Source organism: Pseudomonas marginalis, assembly GCF_900105325.1.
GTDB lineage: Bacteria > Pseudomonadota > Gammaproteobacteria > Pseudomonadales > Pseudomonadaceae > Aquipseudomonas > Aquipseudomonas marginalis.
Map to the genome: position 1 here is coordinate 858,992 of NZ_FNSU01000001.1, position 14,295 is coordinate 873,286.

Annotated in this window: 16 protein-coding genes; 6 read left to right on the forward strand and 10 right to left on the reverse strand. The window is 61.3% G+C overall.

The window, feature by feature from the left end; genetic code table 11:
- Window positions 1–80: 80 nt before the first annotated feature.
- The 3 genes from BLW22_RS04180 (at window position 81) to pdxH (ending at window position 3,211) form a co-directional block, all read left to right on the forward strand.
- On the forward strand, window positions 81–1,226 hold the full coding sequence (locus BLW22_RS04180; protein ID WP_065926429.1) for a serine hydrolase domain-containing protein: 1,146 nt from the start codon (window positions 81–83) through the stop codon (window positions 1,224–1,226).
- A 143-nt stretch (window positions 1,227–1,369) separates the two neighbouring features.
- The gene (locus BLW22_RS04185) at window positions 1,370–2,536 is read left to right on the forward strand and encodes an OmpA family protein (RefSeq protein WP_074844279.1); all 1,167 of its coding nucleotides are present in this window, start codon (window positions 1,370–1,372) and stop codon (window positions 2,534–2,536) included.
- A 27-nt stretch (window positions 2,537–2,563) separates the two neighbouring features.
- Window positions 2,564–3,211, forward strand: a complete 648-nt coding sequence (gene pdxH / locus BLW22_RS04190) for a pyridoxamine 5'-phosphate oxidase (protein WP_027604436.1) — start codon at window positions 2,564–2,566, stop codon at window positions 3,209–3,211.
- Window positions 3,212–3,247: 36 nt separating this feature from the next.
- Here the strand turns inward: pdxH and BLW22_RS04195 are convergent, their stop codons facing one another.
- A complete protein-coding gene (locus BLW22_RS04195; RefSeq protein WP_065947319.1) occupies window positions 3,248–3,508 on the reverse strand; it encodes a hypothetical protein in 261 nt (86 codons plus the stop codon).
- 157 nt (window positions 3,509–3,665) lie between these two features.
- On the opposite strand from BLW22_RS04195, the gene BLW22_RS04200 reads away from it, so the two are divergent.
- Window positions 3,666–4,130, forward strand: coding sequence for an outer membrane lipoprotein (locus tag BLW22_RS04200; RefSeq protein WP_003189251.1), 465 nt, complete (start codon window positions 3,666–3,668; stop codon window positions 4,128–4,130).
- 76 nt (window positions 4,131–4,206) lie between these two features.
- Here the strand turns inward: BLW22_RS04200 and nhaA are convergent, their stop codons facing one another.
- Window positions 4,207–5,382, reverse strand: a complete 1,176-nt coding sequence (gene nhaA, locus BLW22_RS04205) for a Na+/H+ antiporter NhaA (protein WP_065926426.1) — start codon at window positions 5,380–5,382, stop codon at window positions 4,207–4,209.
- 216 nt (window positions 5,383–5,598) lie between these two features.
- On the opposite strand from nhaA, the gene BLW22_RS04210 reads away from it, so the two are divergent.
- A complete protein-coding gene (locus BLW22_RS04210) occupies window positions 5,599–6,693 on the forward strand; it encodes a PLP-dependent cysteine synthase family protein (protein WP_074844280.1) in 1,095 nt (364 codons plus the stop codon).
- A 61-nt stretch (window positions 6,694–6,754) separates the two neighbouring features.
- On the opposite strand, the gene BLW22_RS04215 is transcribed toward BLW22_RS04210, so the two are convergent.
- From BLW22_RS04215 to BLW22_RS04225, 3 genes are all read right to left on the reverse strand, one after another.
- Entirely contained in the window at window positions 6,755–8,368 is a 1,614-nt protein-coding gene (locus BLW22_RS04215; protein WP_074844286.1) for an NAD(P)/FAD-dependent oxidoreductase, read from the reverse strand.
- 106 nt (window positions 8,369–8,474) lie between these two features.
- Window positions 8,475–9,146 carry a COG3650 family protein gene (locus BLW22_RS04220; RefSeq protein ID WP_065926423.1) on the reverse strand — a complete coding sequence of 224 codons (672 nt, stop codon included), beginning with the start codon at window positions 9,144–9,146 and terminating at the stop codon, window positions 8,475–8,477.
- Window positions 9,147–9,242: 96 nt separating this feature from the next.
- A complete protein-coding gene (locus BLW22_RS04225) occupies window positions 9,243–9,842 on the reverse strand; it encodes a short chain dehydrogenase (protein ID WP_065947320.1) in 600 nt (199 codons plus the stop codon).
- Window positions 9,843–10,060: 218 nt separating this feature from the next.
- On the opposite strand from BLW22_RS04225, the gene BLW22_RS04230 reads away from it, so the two are divergent.
- Window positions 10,061–10,969 carry a LysR family transcriptional regulator gene (locus tag BLW22_RS04230; protein WP_065947321.1) on the forward strand — a complete coding sequence of 303 codons (909 nt, stop codon included), beginning with the start codon at window positions 10,061–10,063 and terminating at the stop codon, window positions 10,967–10,969.
- Here the strand turns inward: BLW22_RS04230 and BLW22_RS04235 are convergent.
- The 5 genes from BLW22_RS04235 to BLW22_RS04255 all read right to left on the reverse strand — a co-directional run bounded on the left by BLW22_RS04235 (window position 10,966) and on the right by BLW22_RS04255 (window position 14,295).
- Window positions 10,966–11,451, reverse strand: a complete 486-nt coding sequence (locus tag BLW22_RS04235; protein ID WP_074844290.1) for a DoxX family protein — start codon at window positions 11,449–11,451, stop codon at window positions 10,966–10,968. The two genes, BLW22_RS04230 and BLW22_RS04235, sit on opposite strands and share 4 nt — an antisense overlap.
- Window positions 11,448–12,224, reverse strand: coding sequence for an HvfC/BufC N-terminal domain-containing protein (locus BLW22_RS04240; RefSeq protein WP_065947323.1), 777 nt, complete (start codon window positions 12,222–12,224; stop codon window positions 11,448–11,450). The genes BLW22_RS04235 and BLW22_RS04240 overlap by 4 nt, the downstream gene beginning before the upstream one ends.
- Complete coding sequence (gene bufB / locus BLW22_RS04245) at window positions 12,221–13,099, reverse strand: MNIO family bufferin maturase (protein WP_065947324.1); 879 nt, start codon at window positions 13,097–13,099, stop codon at window positions 12,221–12,223. The genes BLW22_RS04240 and bufB overlap by 4 nt, the downstream gene beginning before the upstream one ends.
- Before the next feature lie 22 nt (window positions 13,100–13,121).
- Window positions 13,122–13,418, reverse strand: coding sequence for a BufA1 family periplasmic bufferin-type metallophore (locus BLW22_RS04250; protein ID WP_027604425.1), 297 nt, complete (start codon window positions 13,416–13,418; stop codon window positions 13,122–13,124).
- 175 nt (window positions 13,419–13,593) lie between these two features.
- The gene (locus tag BLW22_RS04255; protein WP_074844291.1) at window positions 13,594–14,295 is read right to left on the reverse strand and encodes an ABC transporter ATP-binding protein; all 702 of its coding nucleotides are present in this window, start codon (window positions 14,293–14,295) and stop codon (window positions 13,594–13,596) included.

A 14,295-nucleotide genomic window follows, 5' to 3' on the forward strand; every position in this document is an offset into this window, starting at 1 on the left:
CATTGTTGACGGGTTCACAAATCCCACAATGGCTGGAACAATGTCGGCCACTTTTTACGGTGTTTTCCTAGGGGGCTTAGGTGCAGGTTCAGGGTCATTACGAGCTCCAGTTCGAAGCGGTGCGTGAAGCGTTCGCCGCGTTGTTCGATGACCCGCAGGAGCGTGGCGCCGGGCTCTGCATCCAGGTCGGCGGCGAAACCGTCGTTGACCTGTGGGCCGGTACCGCCGACAAGGACGGTACCGAGGCCTGGCACAGCGACACCCTCGTCAACCTGTTTTCCTGCACCAAGACCTTCACCGCTGTCACGGCCCTGCAACTGGTGGCCGAGGGCAAGTTGCAATTGGACGCGCCAGTGGCCAGGTACTGGCCTGAGTTCGCTGCTGCCGGTAAGGAAAACATTACGCTGCGCCAATTGCTCTGCCATCAGGCGGGGTTGCCGGCAATCCGCGAGATGCTGCCCACCGAAGCCTTGTACGACTGGCAATTGATGGTCGACACCCTGGCAGCCGAAGCCCCGTGGTGGACGCCGGGCCAGGGCCATGGCTACGAGGCGATCACCTACGGCTGGCTGGTCGGCGAATTGCTGCGCCGCGCCGATGGGCGTGGGCCGGGTGAGTCCATTGTGGCGCGGGTGGCACGGCCGCTGGGGCTGGACTTCCACGTGGGCCTGGCCGACGAAGAGTTTTATCGTGTTGCACATATAGCGCGCAGCAAAGGCAATATGGGCGATGAAGCCGCGCAGCGTTTACTGCAAGTAATGATGCGCGAGCCCACCGCCATGACGACGCGGGCATTTGCCAACCCGCCGTCTATTCTCACCAGTACTAATAAACCTGAATGGCGACGCATGCAGCAGCCGGCGGCAAATGGTCACGGTAATGCGCGTAGTCTGGCGGGTTTTTATAGTGGTTTGTTGGACGGTAGTTTGTTGGAAGCCGACATGCTCGAAGAATTGACCCGTGAACACAGTATCGGGCCGGATAAAACATTATTGACACAAACCCGCTTCGGGCTGGGCTGCATGTTGGATCAACCACAGTTGCCCAATGCTACATTTGGCCTTGGCGCCCGTGCGTTCGGGCATCCAGGCGCCGGCGGCTCGGTGGGTTTTGCCGATCCTGAGCATGATGTAGCGTTTGGTTTCGTGACTAATACATTGGGGCCTTATGTACTTATGGACCCACGGGCACAGAAGTTGGTCGGAATATTGGCCGGTTGTCTGTAAACCCCTTGCTGTTTCACATTTTTTTGTTACAAAGGCAACTATAAGAAGGCGCTGAACGAAATGATGTAACTTTAATGTTCTGTAAGCGTCTGTTTAACGGGTCATCGAGACCCCCGTTTCTTTTCTCATTTTGTGGATATCTCATGTTATCGAACAAGTCCTTGGCACTGGCGCTTTGCCTCACTATTACCGGTTGCGCACAAACTCCACAAAATGATGCCGAGGGTGGGCATTGGTGGTCATTTGGATCGGATAAGGCCACGACCAAGGACGCAGTGACCCAAACCGACGCCAAGCCGGACGCCAAGCCCGCTGCCGGCGCCAAGCCTGCCGCACCTGTAGCCGCTGCTGCTGCTGCGCCTGTCGCCTCCGCGCCAGCGCCGGCCGCCAAGGCTGACACCGGTTCCAGCTGGTGGCCGTTCTCCTCCAAGAGCGCCGACGAGAAGGCCGCTGATGCCAAGGCTGACCTGAAAGCCGACCTCAAGGCCGCGACCCCGGCTCCAGACGCCGCGCCTGCCGTCGCCAAGACCGACAGCGAAACTCACTGGTGGTGGCCGTTCGAAAGCAAACCCAAGCCATTGGCCAAGGTCGACGTGACCAATGTGCCGATGCCTGACCCGAAAATCACCCAGGCCTGGTTGGACGACTATGAGCCGCGCCTGCGCGCCGCCATCAAGGACAGCAACCTGCAGCTGGAACGTCGCGATAACGTACTCGTGGTGATTGCTCCGGTAGACGGCTCCTACAACCCGAAACGCCCGGCGATGCTGCTGCCGGTTACCCTGGGGCCGTTCACTCGCGTCGCCAAGGCGGTGGAAGCCGATCCAAAAACTGCCGTGCTGGTGCTGGGTCACGTGGATGCCACCGGTACCGCGCCTGCCAGCCAGGCGTTGACCAAGGAACGTGCGCAGTCCATCGCCTCGATCTTCAGCCTCAGCGGCCTGAAACAGGACCGCCTGATGCTGCGTGGCATGGGTGACCTGATGCCACGTGCCGCCAACGACAGCACCCAGGGCCGCGCGCTGAACCGCCGCATGGAAATCATGTTCACCCAGCGCACGACCATGCTGGCGCTGTTGAGCAAGTATCAATCGGGCAAGACCCCGCCTGTAGCCGAAATGGTTGCGGTGCAGAACGTTCCAGCCCCGGCCCCGGCCGCCAAGGCTCCGGCTAAAAAGGCACCCGCAGCTAAAAAGGCTGCTGCCAAGCCAGCGGCTAAAAAAGCCCCGGCCAAGCCCGCTGCGAAGAAACCGGCCCCGGCCAAAGCCAAGGCTGCTGCACCGGCTGCGAATGACCAGGCGAAAAACTGATCCGCTGAACCACAAGGATAAAGCCGCATGACCCAGGCACTGGCCGATATGCGCCGTGACTACACACGGGACGGTTTGAGCGAGGCCCAAGCCCCGAACGAGCCGTTTGCGTTGTTCCACCAGTGGTTTGCCGATGCGGTGAAAACCGAGCAGCCACCGGTGGAAGCCAATGCCATGACCCTGGCTACGGTCGACCAGGACGGTCGCCCGCACTGCCGCATCCTGCTGCTCAAGGGCCTGGATGCGCAGGGCTTTACCTTCTTCACCAACTATCAGAGCGCCAAGGGCGAACAGCTCGCGGCGCGGCCGTTTGCGGCCATGACGTTCTTCTGGCCGACCCTGGAGCGCCAGGTGCGTATTGAAGGAAGGGTGGTCAAGGTCACCCCTGAGGAGTCCGACGCTTATTATCAGGTCCGCCCCCTGGGCAGTCGTTTAGGCGCCTGGGCTTCCCCGCAGAGCCAGGTCATTCGTGACCGTGAAGAACTGCAGGACCTGCTCAAGGCCACCGAACAGCGTTTCAGCGATACCCAGCCCGACTGCCCCGAGCATTGGGGTGGCTATCGCCTGCTGCCGGAGCGCATCGAGTTCTGGCAAGGCCGCGCCAGCCGCCTGCATGACCGCCTGAACTACCGCCTGCAAGGGACCGAATGGACCCGCGAGCGCCTGGCGCCCTGAGCGGCACCTTTCGTCACCCCACTGGAATGATGTCGATCACACCGAAGTCTCTGTTGAAGAGGTTTCGGCTGTGTACTGTTGTGCGGCGTTCGTCAGCCACTGCGGCAACTCGCTTCGCTTGATCTTCGAGATCCGCGCCTGCTCCAGTTGTTGCAGCATAAAGGCACGCTTGTGCAGATCGTCTCCCGCCAGGGACAGTGCCAGGTCGCGGTCTATCCAGCGTCGGATACGCAGGTACAACCAACCATGGAAGTATAGGCCGGCGACGGTAGTGACTACAATGATGAAATAGTCCATGAAGTTCCTGGTTACGATGAGAGTGCTACCGTTGGTCGGTATTTTGGCTACGGGCAGTCTGTACTGAGGCTGAATGAAAGCAATTTCCTGCCGGGCTTGTCGTGACAGGCGTCAAGCTGCAGCGTCTAATGAATACCTGTCCTTTGGAGTTGATGCTATGCGTAAGTCCGTTTTACTGGTTGCCTGCTTTACCACGCTGTCGTTGCTGCTGGGTGGCTGCGCCTCGAGTCTGACCGGCGACTCGTACTCCCGTGACGAAGCGCGTCGTGTACAAACCGTTCGCATGGGCACCATTGAATCCCTGCGTCCGGTAAAAATCGAAGGCACCAAGACCCCAATTGGCGGCGCTGCCGGCGCGGTCATCGGTGGTGTGGGCGGCAGCGCCATCGGCGGTGGCCGTGGCAGTATCGTGACTGCCGTGATCGGCGCCGTTGCCGGCGGCCTGCTGGGCTCGGCCACCGAAGAAGGCCTGACCCGCACCCAGGGCGTGGAAATCACCGTTCGCGAAGACGACGGCAGCATGCGTGCCTACGTGCAAGCCGTGCAGGAAAATGAAATCTTCCGCATCGGTGATCGCGTCCGCATCATGACCGTTGATGGCACCAGCCGCGTTACTCGCTGACCGGTAAGCAGCAGGCAAAAGAAAACCCCAACCGGGTGACCGGTTGGGGTTTTTTATGGGCTGCGTTTCAGTCGGCTCAGGCTTTTTTGCGACTCGCCATCGCCGTCACCACGTACCCGATACACGCCGCAAGTATCGATCCGGTCAGAATCCCCATTCGATCCTCCCCGGCAAACTCGCTGGCACCCGGCACAAACGCCAGGGAGCCGACGAACAGGCTCATGGTGAAGCCGATGCCGCACAGGATCGCCACGCCGAAGACCTGGCCCCAGTTGGCGCCGCTGGGCAGTGCTGCGAGGCCGGTCTTGATGGCCAGCCAGGTGAGGCCGAACACGCCGACGGTCTTGCCGATCAGCAGGCCGGCGGCAATGCCCATCGGCACGTGGTGGGTGAAGCTTTCCAGGCTGACCCCGGTGAGTGACACCCCGGCGTTGGCGAAGGCGAACAGCGGCAGGATGCCGTAGGCCACCCATGGATGCAGGGCGTGTTCCAGTGTAAGCAGCGGCGAGGGCTCGGCATTCCTGGTGCGCATAGGGATGCAGAACGCCAGGGTCACGCCGGCCAGGGTGGCGTGCACGCCGCTCTTGAGTACGCACACCCACAGGATCAGGCCGATGATCAGGTAGGGCCCGAGCTTGATCACGCCCAGGCGGTTCATTGCAATCAAGGCAACCAGGCAGGCGCCCGCGCCGGCCAGGGCCGCACCGGACAGGTCGGCGGAATAGAACACTGCAATAACAATGATCGCGCCCAGGTCGTCGATGATGGCCAGGGTCATCAGGAACAGCTTCAACGACACCGGCACCCGCTTGCCCAGCAGTGCCAGGACGCCCAACGCGAAGGCGATGTCGGTGGCCATCGGGATTGCCCAGCCGGAGAGGGCGGCGGGGTAGTCCTTGTTGATTGCCCAGTAGATCAGCGCCGGCACGACCATGCCGCCGATGGCGGCTGCGCCTGGCAGCACCACTTGCGAAGGCTTGGACAGGTGGCCGTCAAGCAGCTCGCGCTTGACCTCTAGGCCGATCAGCAGGAAGAACAGGGCCATCAGGCCATCGTTGATCCACAGCAGTGCGGGCTTGGCGATTTGCAGCGCGCCAATCTGGGCCACCACCGGCACGTCGAGAAACGCGCCATACAGGTGCGACAACGGAGAGTTGTTGATGATCAGCGCCAAGGCGGCAGCGGCGATCAACAACAGGCCGCTGGCGGCTTCCAGCTGGAAGAAACGGGTAAAAGTGCTACGCAGAGGCAAGGGATGCTCTCCAATCCAGGTTCAATAGGTGGGTACCCTAACCCGTACCGTTAGTTGTTAAAACAAAAGTTATATTCTTATTTGTTATAAGAGATGGTGTAGGGTGGCGTAGCGCCAAAGCCTAGCAATTGTGTGTCCAATTGAGTCGTCACTGTATCTGTGTGCAGTGTAGGAAACATCCTAAGATCGGTGCTGAAATCCTTAGAGTTCTTCCTTATGAGCGACCACCGTCCCTGGGCCCGCGAAGCCATTCGCATCATCGAAGCGGACTTCCAGCGCAGTGCTGACACGCATCTGATTCCGTTACCGCTGCCGGGCCTGCCGGGCATCGAGTTGTACTTCAAGGATGAATCCAGCCACCCCACCGGCAGCCTGAAACATCGGCTGGCCCGTTCGCTGTTCCTGTACGCGCTGTGCAATGGCTGGCTCAAGCCAGGCGCGCCGGTGATTGAAGCATCCAGCGGCTCGACGGCGATTTCCGAAGCGTATTTTGCCCGGCTGCTCGGGCTGCCGTTCATTGCGGTGATGCCCGCCACGACGTCCCAGGAAAAGATCGCGCAGATTGCCTTCTACGGCGGCAAAAGCCATCTGGTACAGGATCCCACGCAGATCTACGCCGAGTCCGAACGCCTGGCCCAGGAAAGCGGCGGTCATTTCATGGATCAGTTCACTTATGCCGAGCGTGCCACCGACTGGCGGGCGAACAACAACATCGCCGAGTCGATCTTCCAGCAGATGCGCTTTGAGCGGCACCCGGAACCGAGCTGGTTGATTTCCAGCCCCGGTACCGGCGGCACCACCGCCACCCTGGGTCGTTATGTGCGTTATCGCCAGCACTGTACCCGCGTGTTGTGTGCCGATGCCGAGCGCTCGGTGTTTTTCGATTTCTACCAGAGCGGTGACGCCAGCCTGCGCCTGGACTGTGGTTCGCGGATCGAAGGCATTGGCCGGCCACGGGTCGAGGCGTCGTTTTTGCCCAAGGTGATTGATGCGATGGTCAAGGTGCCGGATGCGCTGTCGCTGGCGGCCATGCATTACCTGGCTGAGCGCCTGGGGCGGCGAGTCGGCGGTTCCAGCGGGACCAACCTGATTGGCGCATTAATGGCGGCGCAGCAGATGAAAGCGATGGGGGAATCAGGTTCGATCGTGGCGATCTTGTGTGATGGGGGCGAGCGGTATGCAACGACCTATTACGACCAGGCGTGGTTGGCGGGGCAGGGCTATGCGCTCGAGGGGTTGATCGCGGCCGTGGCGGCCAGTGTGGAGCAGGGCGAGCCATTACCCGCCAGCATCCTGCGCGCAAATATCTGATCCGATGCAAACCAAATGTGGGAGGGGGCAAGCCGCCTCCCACATTTAATTTGCGCTGTTCTCAGGCCTCGATGCCGAGCATATCCCGCGCCAACGCCTCGGCAATCCGAATCCCGTCGACACCGGCCGACAGAATCCCACCCGCATACCCAGCGCCTTCACCGGCCGGGAACAGACCTTTCACGTTCAGGCTCTGCATCGATTCGTCACGGGTAATCCGCAGCGGCGACGAGGTGCGCGTCTCGATACCGGTCAACATGGCATCGTGCAGCGAGTAGCCCTTGATCTGCTTCTCGAACGCCGGCAGTGCTTCGCGGATCGCTTCGATGGCGAAGTCCGGCAAGGCCAGGGCCAGGTCACCCAGGGCCACCCCTGGCTTGTAGGACGGTTCCACACTGCCGATCGCCGTGGACGGCTTGCCAGCGATAAAGTCGCCGACCAACTGTGCCGGAGCCTCGTAGTTGCTGCCGCCGAGGATGTAGGCGTGGGACTCCAGGCGCTCCTGCAACTCGATACCCGCCAGCGGGCCGCCTGGGTAATCCACTTCCGGCGTGATGCCGACGACGATGCCGGAGTTGGCATTGCGCTCGTTACGCGAGTACTGGCTCATGCCGTTGGTCACCACACGGTTCGGCTCGGAGGTCGCTGCCACCACGGTGCCACCCGGGCACATGCAGAAGCTGTAGACCGAACGGCCGTTCTTGGCGTGGTGCACCAGCTTGTAGTCGGCGGCGCCCAGCTTCGGGTGCCCGGCATATTTGCCCAGGCGCGCGGCGTCGATCAGCGATTGCGGGTGTTCGATCCGGAACCCCACCGAGAACGGTTTGGCTTCCATGTAGACGCCACGGCCGTGGAGCATGCGGAAGGTGTCGCGGGCGCTGTGGCCGAGGGCCAGGATCACATGCCTGGAGAGGATCTGCTCACCACCGTCGATGACCACGCCATTCAACTGGCCGTCTTCGATCAGCACGTCGGTCACCCGTTGCTCGAAACGCACTTCACCGCCCAGGGCGATGATCTGCTCGCGCATGTTTTCCACCACGCCGGTCAGGCGGAAGGTACCGATGTGGGGTTTGCTGACGTAGAGGATTTCTTCCGGCGCGCCGGCCTTGACGAACTCGTGCAGGACTTTGCGGCCGTGGAATTTCGGGTCCTTGATCTGACTGTAGAGCTTGCCGTCGGAGAAGGTCCCGGCGCCGCCTTCACCGAACTGCACGTTGGACTCGGGGTTGAGCACGCTTTTGCGCCACAGGCCCCAGGTGTCCTTGGTGCGCTGGCGTACTTCCTTGCCGCGTTCGAGGATGATCGGCTTGAAGCCCATCTGCGCCAGCAACAGTCCGGCGAAGATACCGCACGGGCCAAAACCGACGACCACAGGCCGTTCGACCAAGCCTTCCGGGGCCTGGCCCACGACCTTGTAGCTGACGTCCGGCGCGGGGTTGACGTTGCGGTCATCGGCGAACTTGAGCAGCAGGGCGGCCTCACCCTTCACATTGAGGTCGATGGTGTAGATGAAGCACAGCTCCGACGACTTCTTGCGCGCGTCGTAGCTGCGTTTGAACAGGGTGAAATCGAGCAGGTCATCACTGGCGATGCCCAGGCGCTGCACAATGGCAGGCCGCAGGTCTTCTTCGGGATGGTCGATGGGCAGCTTGAGTTCGGTGATTCGTAACATGACGGGATCCGGTAGGCGGCGGACAAAGAGGCCGGCTGTTTTGCAAACCGGCGATTATAAGCCCCAATGGCGGTTTTCCGTCAGGTTAAAACAGCGCAGGGCCGAATCAGTCGTCCCGGGAACCACCAAACGCGGCGCAACCGCGCTGTACCTGGCCGTTGACGCGCAACTCCGCCGTCATGTGTTGCAGGCTGCCGCTGACACTGTCGATGCAGCGCTGGGGCGCGACCCACAGTTCGATGTGCTGGTTGTTGGCTTCGGTCATCAGGTTGAAGCGGCCGTCGCCGATCTGCTCTTCGACATAAGGCACCGCCAGTGGCGGCTGGCCTTCACGCTCGAGCACCATGCCCTTGGCGGTGACGTTCATGGCCCAGGCTGGCTTGTGGCCGTTGGCCCGCAGGGTCATGCGCTTGAAGTCCGGGTCGGTGCAGGCAGAGGTCGAGCGCTCTACGCGATAGAGTTGTTGCAGGTCGACGCTGCCCTGGGTGCCGCTGGCGACGCCCGAGAACTTGCCACGCAAATCGGCAAACAATGCCCCTTGCTGGCCGGCCAGGGACGCCGCTTCCTGCAGGATGCTGGTGCCACTGGTGTCGTTGACGACATAGTTGCGTTTATCGTCGCACGGCTGGAACAGCAGCTTGCTACCTACCGCCGTGAGTTCGCCCTGCATGCGGGTCAACCCGGCGGTAGACGGCTTGGTCGGCTCGTTTTCGAACATCTGGCAAGCGGCGAACACAGGAAGCAAGGCAAACAGGGCGAGGGTACGGGCGGCACGCATGATCGGGTCTCCAGACAAGTGCCGCCACGTTACGCAGGCTGGCGTTGCATCACAACCCCGCAGCCCTGCTTCAGGCAATTCTTACAATGGTTACATTCAGCCAACAATAAATGTCTGGCCGGTCTGTAAGCCTTCCACGCTTTTTGCATAGGCCAATCCCACATCGGCCCCCGGAACCGGTTTATAGCCACGGAAGTACGGTGCGTAGCTGCCCATGGCCTCCACCAGCACGGTCGGGCTCACGGAGTTGATGCGTAGCCCCCGTGGCAATTCGATTGCCGCGGCTTTGATGAACGCGTCGAGTGCGCCATTGACCAGCGCAGCCGAAGCGCCAGTACGGATCGGGTCACGGTTGAGAATGCCACTGGTGAAGGTGAACGACGCGCCGTCGTTGGCATACTCGCGGCCGATCAACAGTAGGTTGACCTGGCCCATCAGCTTGTCACGCAGGCCCAGTTCAAAGTCGCTTTCGCCCATATCCCCCAGCGCCACGAAATTCACGTTGCCTGCAGTGCAGACAAGTGCATCGAATTTGCCGGTCTGCTCGAACAGGTTGCGGATCGAGGTGCTGTCGCTGATATCCACCTGGAAGTCGCCGCTGCTGCGGCCAATGCTGATCACTTCGTGACGCTGGGCCAGTTCGGCCTTGACTGCCGAGCCGACGGTGCCACTGGCGCCAATCAATAGGATTTTCATGGTGCTGTTCCTCTGGGTTTCTCAGGAACTGTAGGAGCGGGCTTGCCCGCGAAAAACGCAAAAGCGCCGCTGTGTACCAGGCTGAGCGCGTTATCGTTGACGATTTTCGCGAGCAAGCTCGCTCCTACAGTAGGGGGGTAGGCATCAAGTCTAGGGTGGCTTTTCAGACGGATAAACGTGCTAATAGGCAACCTTTGGTTTTCAAATGGAAACAGTCCATGAGCGAGATGGATGACCTGGCGGCCTTTGCCGTACTGATTGAAGCCGGCAGTTTTACCGTGGCGGCCGAGCAACTGGGTTGCAGTAAGGGCCAGCTGTCCAAGCGCATCAGCCATTTGGAGGCACAGTTCAGCGTGGTCTTGCTGCACCGCACCACACGCAGGCTCAGCCTGACCGCCGCCGGTGCGGCGCTGTTGCCCCAGGCGCAAGCGCTGGTGGTGCAGGTGGATCGCGCCCGACAGGCATTGGCGCGTCTCAAGGACGATTTGGCCGGGCCTGTGCGTATGACGGTTCCGGTTTCATTAGGGGAAACCTTCTTCGATGGTTTGTTGCTGGAGTTTTCCAAGCAGTATCCACAGGTGCAGATCGAGCTGGAGCTCAACAACAGCTACCGAGACCTGGCGCGAGACGGCTTTGACCTGGGGGTGCGCTCGGGGGCGATTGAAAACGAGCGTCTGGTGGCCAGGCCGCTGCTGGCCTGGCACGAGATGACCTGTGCCAGTCCCGCTTACCTGGAGCAACATGGCGAGCCACTGACCCCTGGGGATCTTGCGGCGCACACCTGTTTACTCAACAGCCACTACAGCGGTCGCGAGGAATGGCTGTATCACCAGCAGCACGAGTTGTTGCGGGTGAGGGTGAGCGGCACCTTTGCCTCCAACCATTACAACTTGCTGAAGAAGGCTGCCCTGGTCGGTGCCGGTATCGCCCGCTTGCCGTCCTACGTGCTGCCGACGGAATTGGCTGACGGCCGATTGTGTTGGCTACTGCGTGATTACCAGACGCGGAGTATGCCGATGTACCTGGTCCATCCTTATCAAGGCGGCCTGCCGAGACGTACCCAAGTATTGGCCGACTACCTGGTGGACTGGTTCAAGCGCAGCGGCGAGGCACTGGATCGGCTTTAACGGTAGCGGCGCGCAATCAGGTGGTCGATGGACAGGCTGCCCGGGCCTTTGGCGACCAACAGCAACAGCAGCGCCATCCAGGTGCCGTGGGTGGGGTAGGCGTCCGGGTACACGAACAACTGAATGACCAGGGTCATGCCGATCAAGGCCAGGGCTGAGAAGCGCGTGGCCAGGCCCACCAGGATCAGCACCGGGAAAAAGTGCTCGGCAAACGCCGCCATGTGCGCGGCGACTTCCGGCGACAGCAACGGCACGCGGTATTCACTGCGAAACAGCGGCAATGTCGAGGCGGCGAGTTTGGGGGTACCGAATTCGAACGTGCCGTTGATCAGGTCAATGGCAAGGCCTTCGACCTTGGTTTGCCCGGACTTCCAGAACACTGCCGCAATGGAGAAGCGCGCAATAAACGCGATCAGGCTGTAAGGGATTTTCTCGAAAAGCGCGATGGCCTGCTTGATCAGACACGAAGCGGAAGTGTTCATGGTGATACCTGTTGTTCTGGGAGCAGATGAGTGAGTGCGTCGTGGTTGATCAGCAGCGTGAGGCATTGGTGCAGGTCGAACTCGGCGCTGGCCTCGAGGGCATTGGCGACGGCCATTTCCAGTGCCGAGCCTTGTTTCAGGCTATTGATAAAGGCGACCGAGCCGCCGTCGATGGCGAAGACCTTGACGCTCAACCCTTGGCGCAACACCAGCGCGCCTTGGGCATGCCAGGGATCGAGAGTGACCAGGGCGCCCTCGGTCTGGTGGGCCGCCCATACCGCAACCACTGCGTAGGCGGAGTTCAATGTGCCAACGCACGGGTGCAGTTGCAGATGCAGCGCCCCCGGCTTCGTGTGGGCTTGCAGTTGCTGCAGAACGGCTTGCGGATCCACCACGGCTGTATCAGCTGCGTGATAAGCGCGAACCCGCAAGCGTTCCAACCGGGCGACATCGGCCAGGTAGGGCACGCTGGCGGCCGGTTCAAAACCTTGGATAAAGTCGGCGAATGTGCCGCCGTACTCGCTGATCAGCGGGCTGGCGGGCGGGGATGCCTGGACGAAAATGCCGGCCATGGCGCGGAAAAATTCATCGCCGACCAATTGCGCCGTTACGGGAAAAGCCGTTGCCAGCACATTGATCAACGAACTGTGAACATTGTTGCGATACACCGCAAAACGACTGGCCGGGTCGGCCCCGTTGCTGCTGAACAGGCCGTCGGGGCAAGGTTGGCCGGGCGCCAGCAAGGCGCTGGAAAAGGCGTCGTGAAGGCTCATGGGTGGACCTGCGATAAGTACCGTTCAGCCTGCTGGGCTTCTGCGCATAGCACGCTGAAGGCCGGTACTTGGTTGTCGCGCTCGATCAGGGTTGCGACCGGGCCCGTCAGCGCGAGCACGTGTTCGTACAGCAGCCACACCGCGTTATCGATGGGCGCGCCGTGGTCATCGATCAGCAGGCGATCGCCCAGGCTGTCGGTGTCTTCGGCGAAGCCGGCCAGATGAATCTCACCCACGGCGCGCAATGGTAGGGCGTGGATGTAGGCCAGAGGGTCGCGCTGGTGGTTGATGCACGACACGTAGACGTTGTTCACGTCCAGCAGCAGGCCGCAGCCGGTGCGGCGGATGATCTCGCTGATGAAGTCGGTCTCGTCCAGGGTCGAGCGCTGGAACTGCAGGTAGGTCGATGGGGTCTCCAGCAGCATCGGCCGCTTGAGGGTGCTCTGTACCTGGTCGACGTGCTCGCACACTCGACTCAAGGTGGTGGCGTCATAAGCCAGGGGCAGCAGGTCGTTGAGGAACACCGGGCCGTGGCTGGACCAGGCCAGGTGTTCCGAAAATGAGTGGGGTTGGTAGCGTTCGATCAGTGCGGCCAAGCGTCCCAGGTGCTCACGGTTGAGCGGGCCTTCGCCACCGATGGACAGGCCCACGCCGTGCAACGACAGGGGGTAACGTTCGCGAATCAACCCCAGGTAGTGATGAAACGGGCCGCCGGCCACCATGTAGTTTTCGGCGTGCACTTCAAAAAAACCGATGTCGGGCGAAGTATCGAGCACTTCATTGAAGTGCTCGTGCTTCAGCCCCAGCCCGGTCCGATAGGGGAGCCCGGGCATCTGAATCGGTGAGACTGCGGGTAGGAGTGAAAGCGTCATCATCCGTACTCAGGCCAGGCAGGGGTCAGGACTTGGCGGTGAAGGCGGCTTCCTGGCCGAAGCCGGTCGGCGAGGTGGAACTTGGGGTTTGGGTGCAGGTGCCGGCCGGGACCAGTTTCCAGGCGTTGGCCTGATCCTTGGTCTTCGAGGTGCCGGCGCAGGACGTGCCGGCACCGGCGGCGCAATCGTTCTTGCCGGCTTCAGCGACGCCGAAGCATTTCTGCATGTCGTCGGCAGCGTGGGCGGTGGTGGTCAGGGCGGACAGGCTCAAGGCCGAACTCAGGGCGAGGACGAGGCTAGCGGCGGACAGTTTGGTGGTCATGGTGGATCTCCAGCAGTAGGTTGAAGAGCAGGCTTGAATGCCTGCTTGCACCACTAGAGGCGGGAGGGGGATGTTCGTTACAAGGTCAGACGAAATAATTTCAAACAATGCAAAAAAATGTGGGAGGGAACTTGCTCCCTCCCACATGAGATCCGGCTTATCCAGCAACCGTCTCTTAGCCGCCCAGGTACGCCTCACGTACCTTCGGATCGGTCAGCAGCTGCTCGCCAGTGCCCTGCATCACCACCCGGCCGTTTTCCAGCACATAGGCACGGTCAGCGATCTTCAGCGCCTGGTTGGCGTTCTGCTCCACGAGGAACACCGTTACACCGTCCTTGCGCAGCTGTTCGATGATGTCGAAGATCTGCTGGATGATGATCGGTGCCAGGCCCAGGGAGGGTTCGTCCAACAGCAACAGCTTGGGCTTGCTCATCAGCGCCCGGCCGATGGCGAGCATTTGCTGCTCGCCGCCGGACATGGTGCCGCCGCGCTGGCTGAAGCGCTCCTTGAGGCGAGGGAACAGGTGCAGCACCTTGTCCATTTGCTCCTGGTAGTCGCCCTTGTCGGTGAAGAACCCGCCCATGGCCAGGTTTTCTTCCACGGTCAGGCGCGAGAATATCCGCCGGCCTTCCGGCACCACGGCAATGCTCTTGCGCATGATGTGCGACGACTGCTGGCCCACCAGCTCTTCACCCATGTAGCGGATGCTGCCGCTGTGGGCCTGCGGCGAGCCGCACAAGGTCATCAGCAAGGTCGACTTGCCGGCGCCGTTGGCGCCGATCAGCGTGACGATCTCACCCTGGCGCACTTCCACGTTGACGCTGTGCAGGGCCTGGATCTTGCCGTAGAAAGTGGAAACGTTTTCGAATTGCAGCAT

What these genes read in the sequence shown, in the direction of transcription:
- BLW22_RS04215 (WP_074844286.1), bottom strand. Translation starts at nt 8,368, where the DNA reads ATGTTACGAATCACCGAACTCAAGCTGCCCATCGACCATCCCGAAGAA.
- BLW22_RS04235 (WP_074844290.1), bottom strand. Translation starts at nt 11,451, where the DNA reads ATGAACACTTCCGCTTCGTGTCTGATCAAGCAGGCCATCGCGCTTTTC.
- BLW22_RS04230 (WP_065947321.1), top strand. Translation starts at nt 10,061, where the DNA reads ATGAGCGAGATGGATGACCTGGCGGCCTTTGCCGTACTGATTGAAGCC.
- BLW22_RS04195 (WP_065947319.1), bottom strand. Translation starts at nt 3,508, where the DNA reads ATGGACTATTTCATCATTGTAGTCACTACCGTCGCCGGCCTATACTTC.
- BLW22_RS04210 (WP_074844280.1), top strand. Translation starts at nt 5,599, where the DNA reads ATGAGCGACCACCGTCCCTGGGCCCGCGAAGCCATTCGCATCATCGAA.
- BLW22_RS04255 (WP_074844291.1), bottom strand. Translation starts at nt 14,295, where the DNA reads ATGCTGCAATTCGAAAACGTTTCCACTTTCTACGGCAAGATCCAGGCC.
- BLW22_RS04225 (WP_065947320.1), bottom strand. Translation starts at nt 9,842, where the DNA reads ATGAAAATCCTATTGATTGGCGCCAGTGGCACCGTCGGCTCGGCAGTC.
- BLW22_RS04250 (WP_027604425.1), bottom strand. Translation starts at nt 13,418, where the DNA reads ATGACCACCAAACTGTCCGCCGCTAGCCTCGTCCTCGCCCTGAGTTCG.
- BLW22_RS04220 (WP_065926423.1), bottom strand. Translation starts at nt 9,146, where the DNA reads ATGCGTGCCGCCCGTACCCTCGCCCTGTTTGCCTTGCTTCCTGTGTTC.
- bufB (WP_065947324.1), bottom strand. Translation starts at nt 13,099, where the DNA reads ATGATGACGCTTTCACTCCTACCCGCAGTCTCACCGATTCAGATGCCC.
- pdxH (WP_027604436.1), top strand. Translation starts at nt 2,564, where the DNA reads ATGACCCAGGCACTGGCCGATATGCGCCGTGACTACACACGGGACGGT.
- BLW22_RS04200 (WP_003189251.1), top strand. Translation starts at nt 3,666, where the DNA reads ATGCGTAAGTCCGTTTTACTGGTTGCCTGCTTTACCACGCTGTCGTTG.
- BLW22_RS04185 (WP_074844279.1), top strand. Translation starts at nt 1,370, where the DNA reads ATGTTATCGAACAAGTCCTTGGCACTGGCGCTTTGCCTCACTATTACC.
- BLW22_RS04240 (WP_065947323.1), bottom strand. Translation starts at nt 12,224, where the DNA reads ATGAGCCTTCACGACGCCTTTTCCAGCGCCTTGCTGGCGCCCGGCCAA.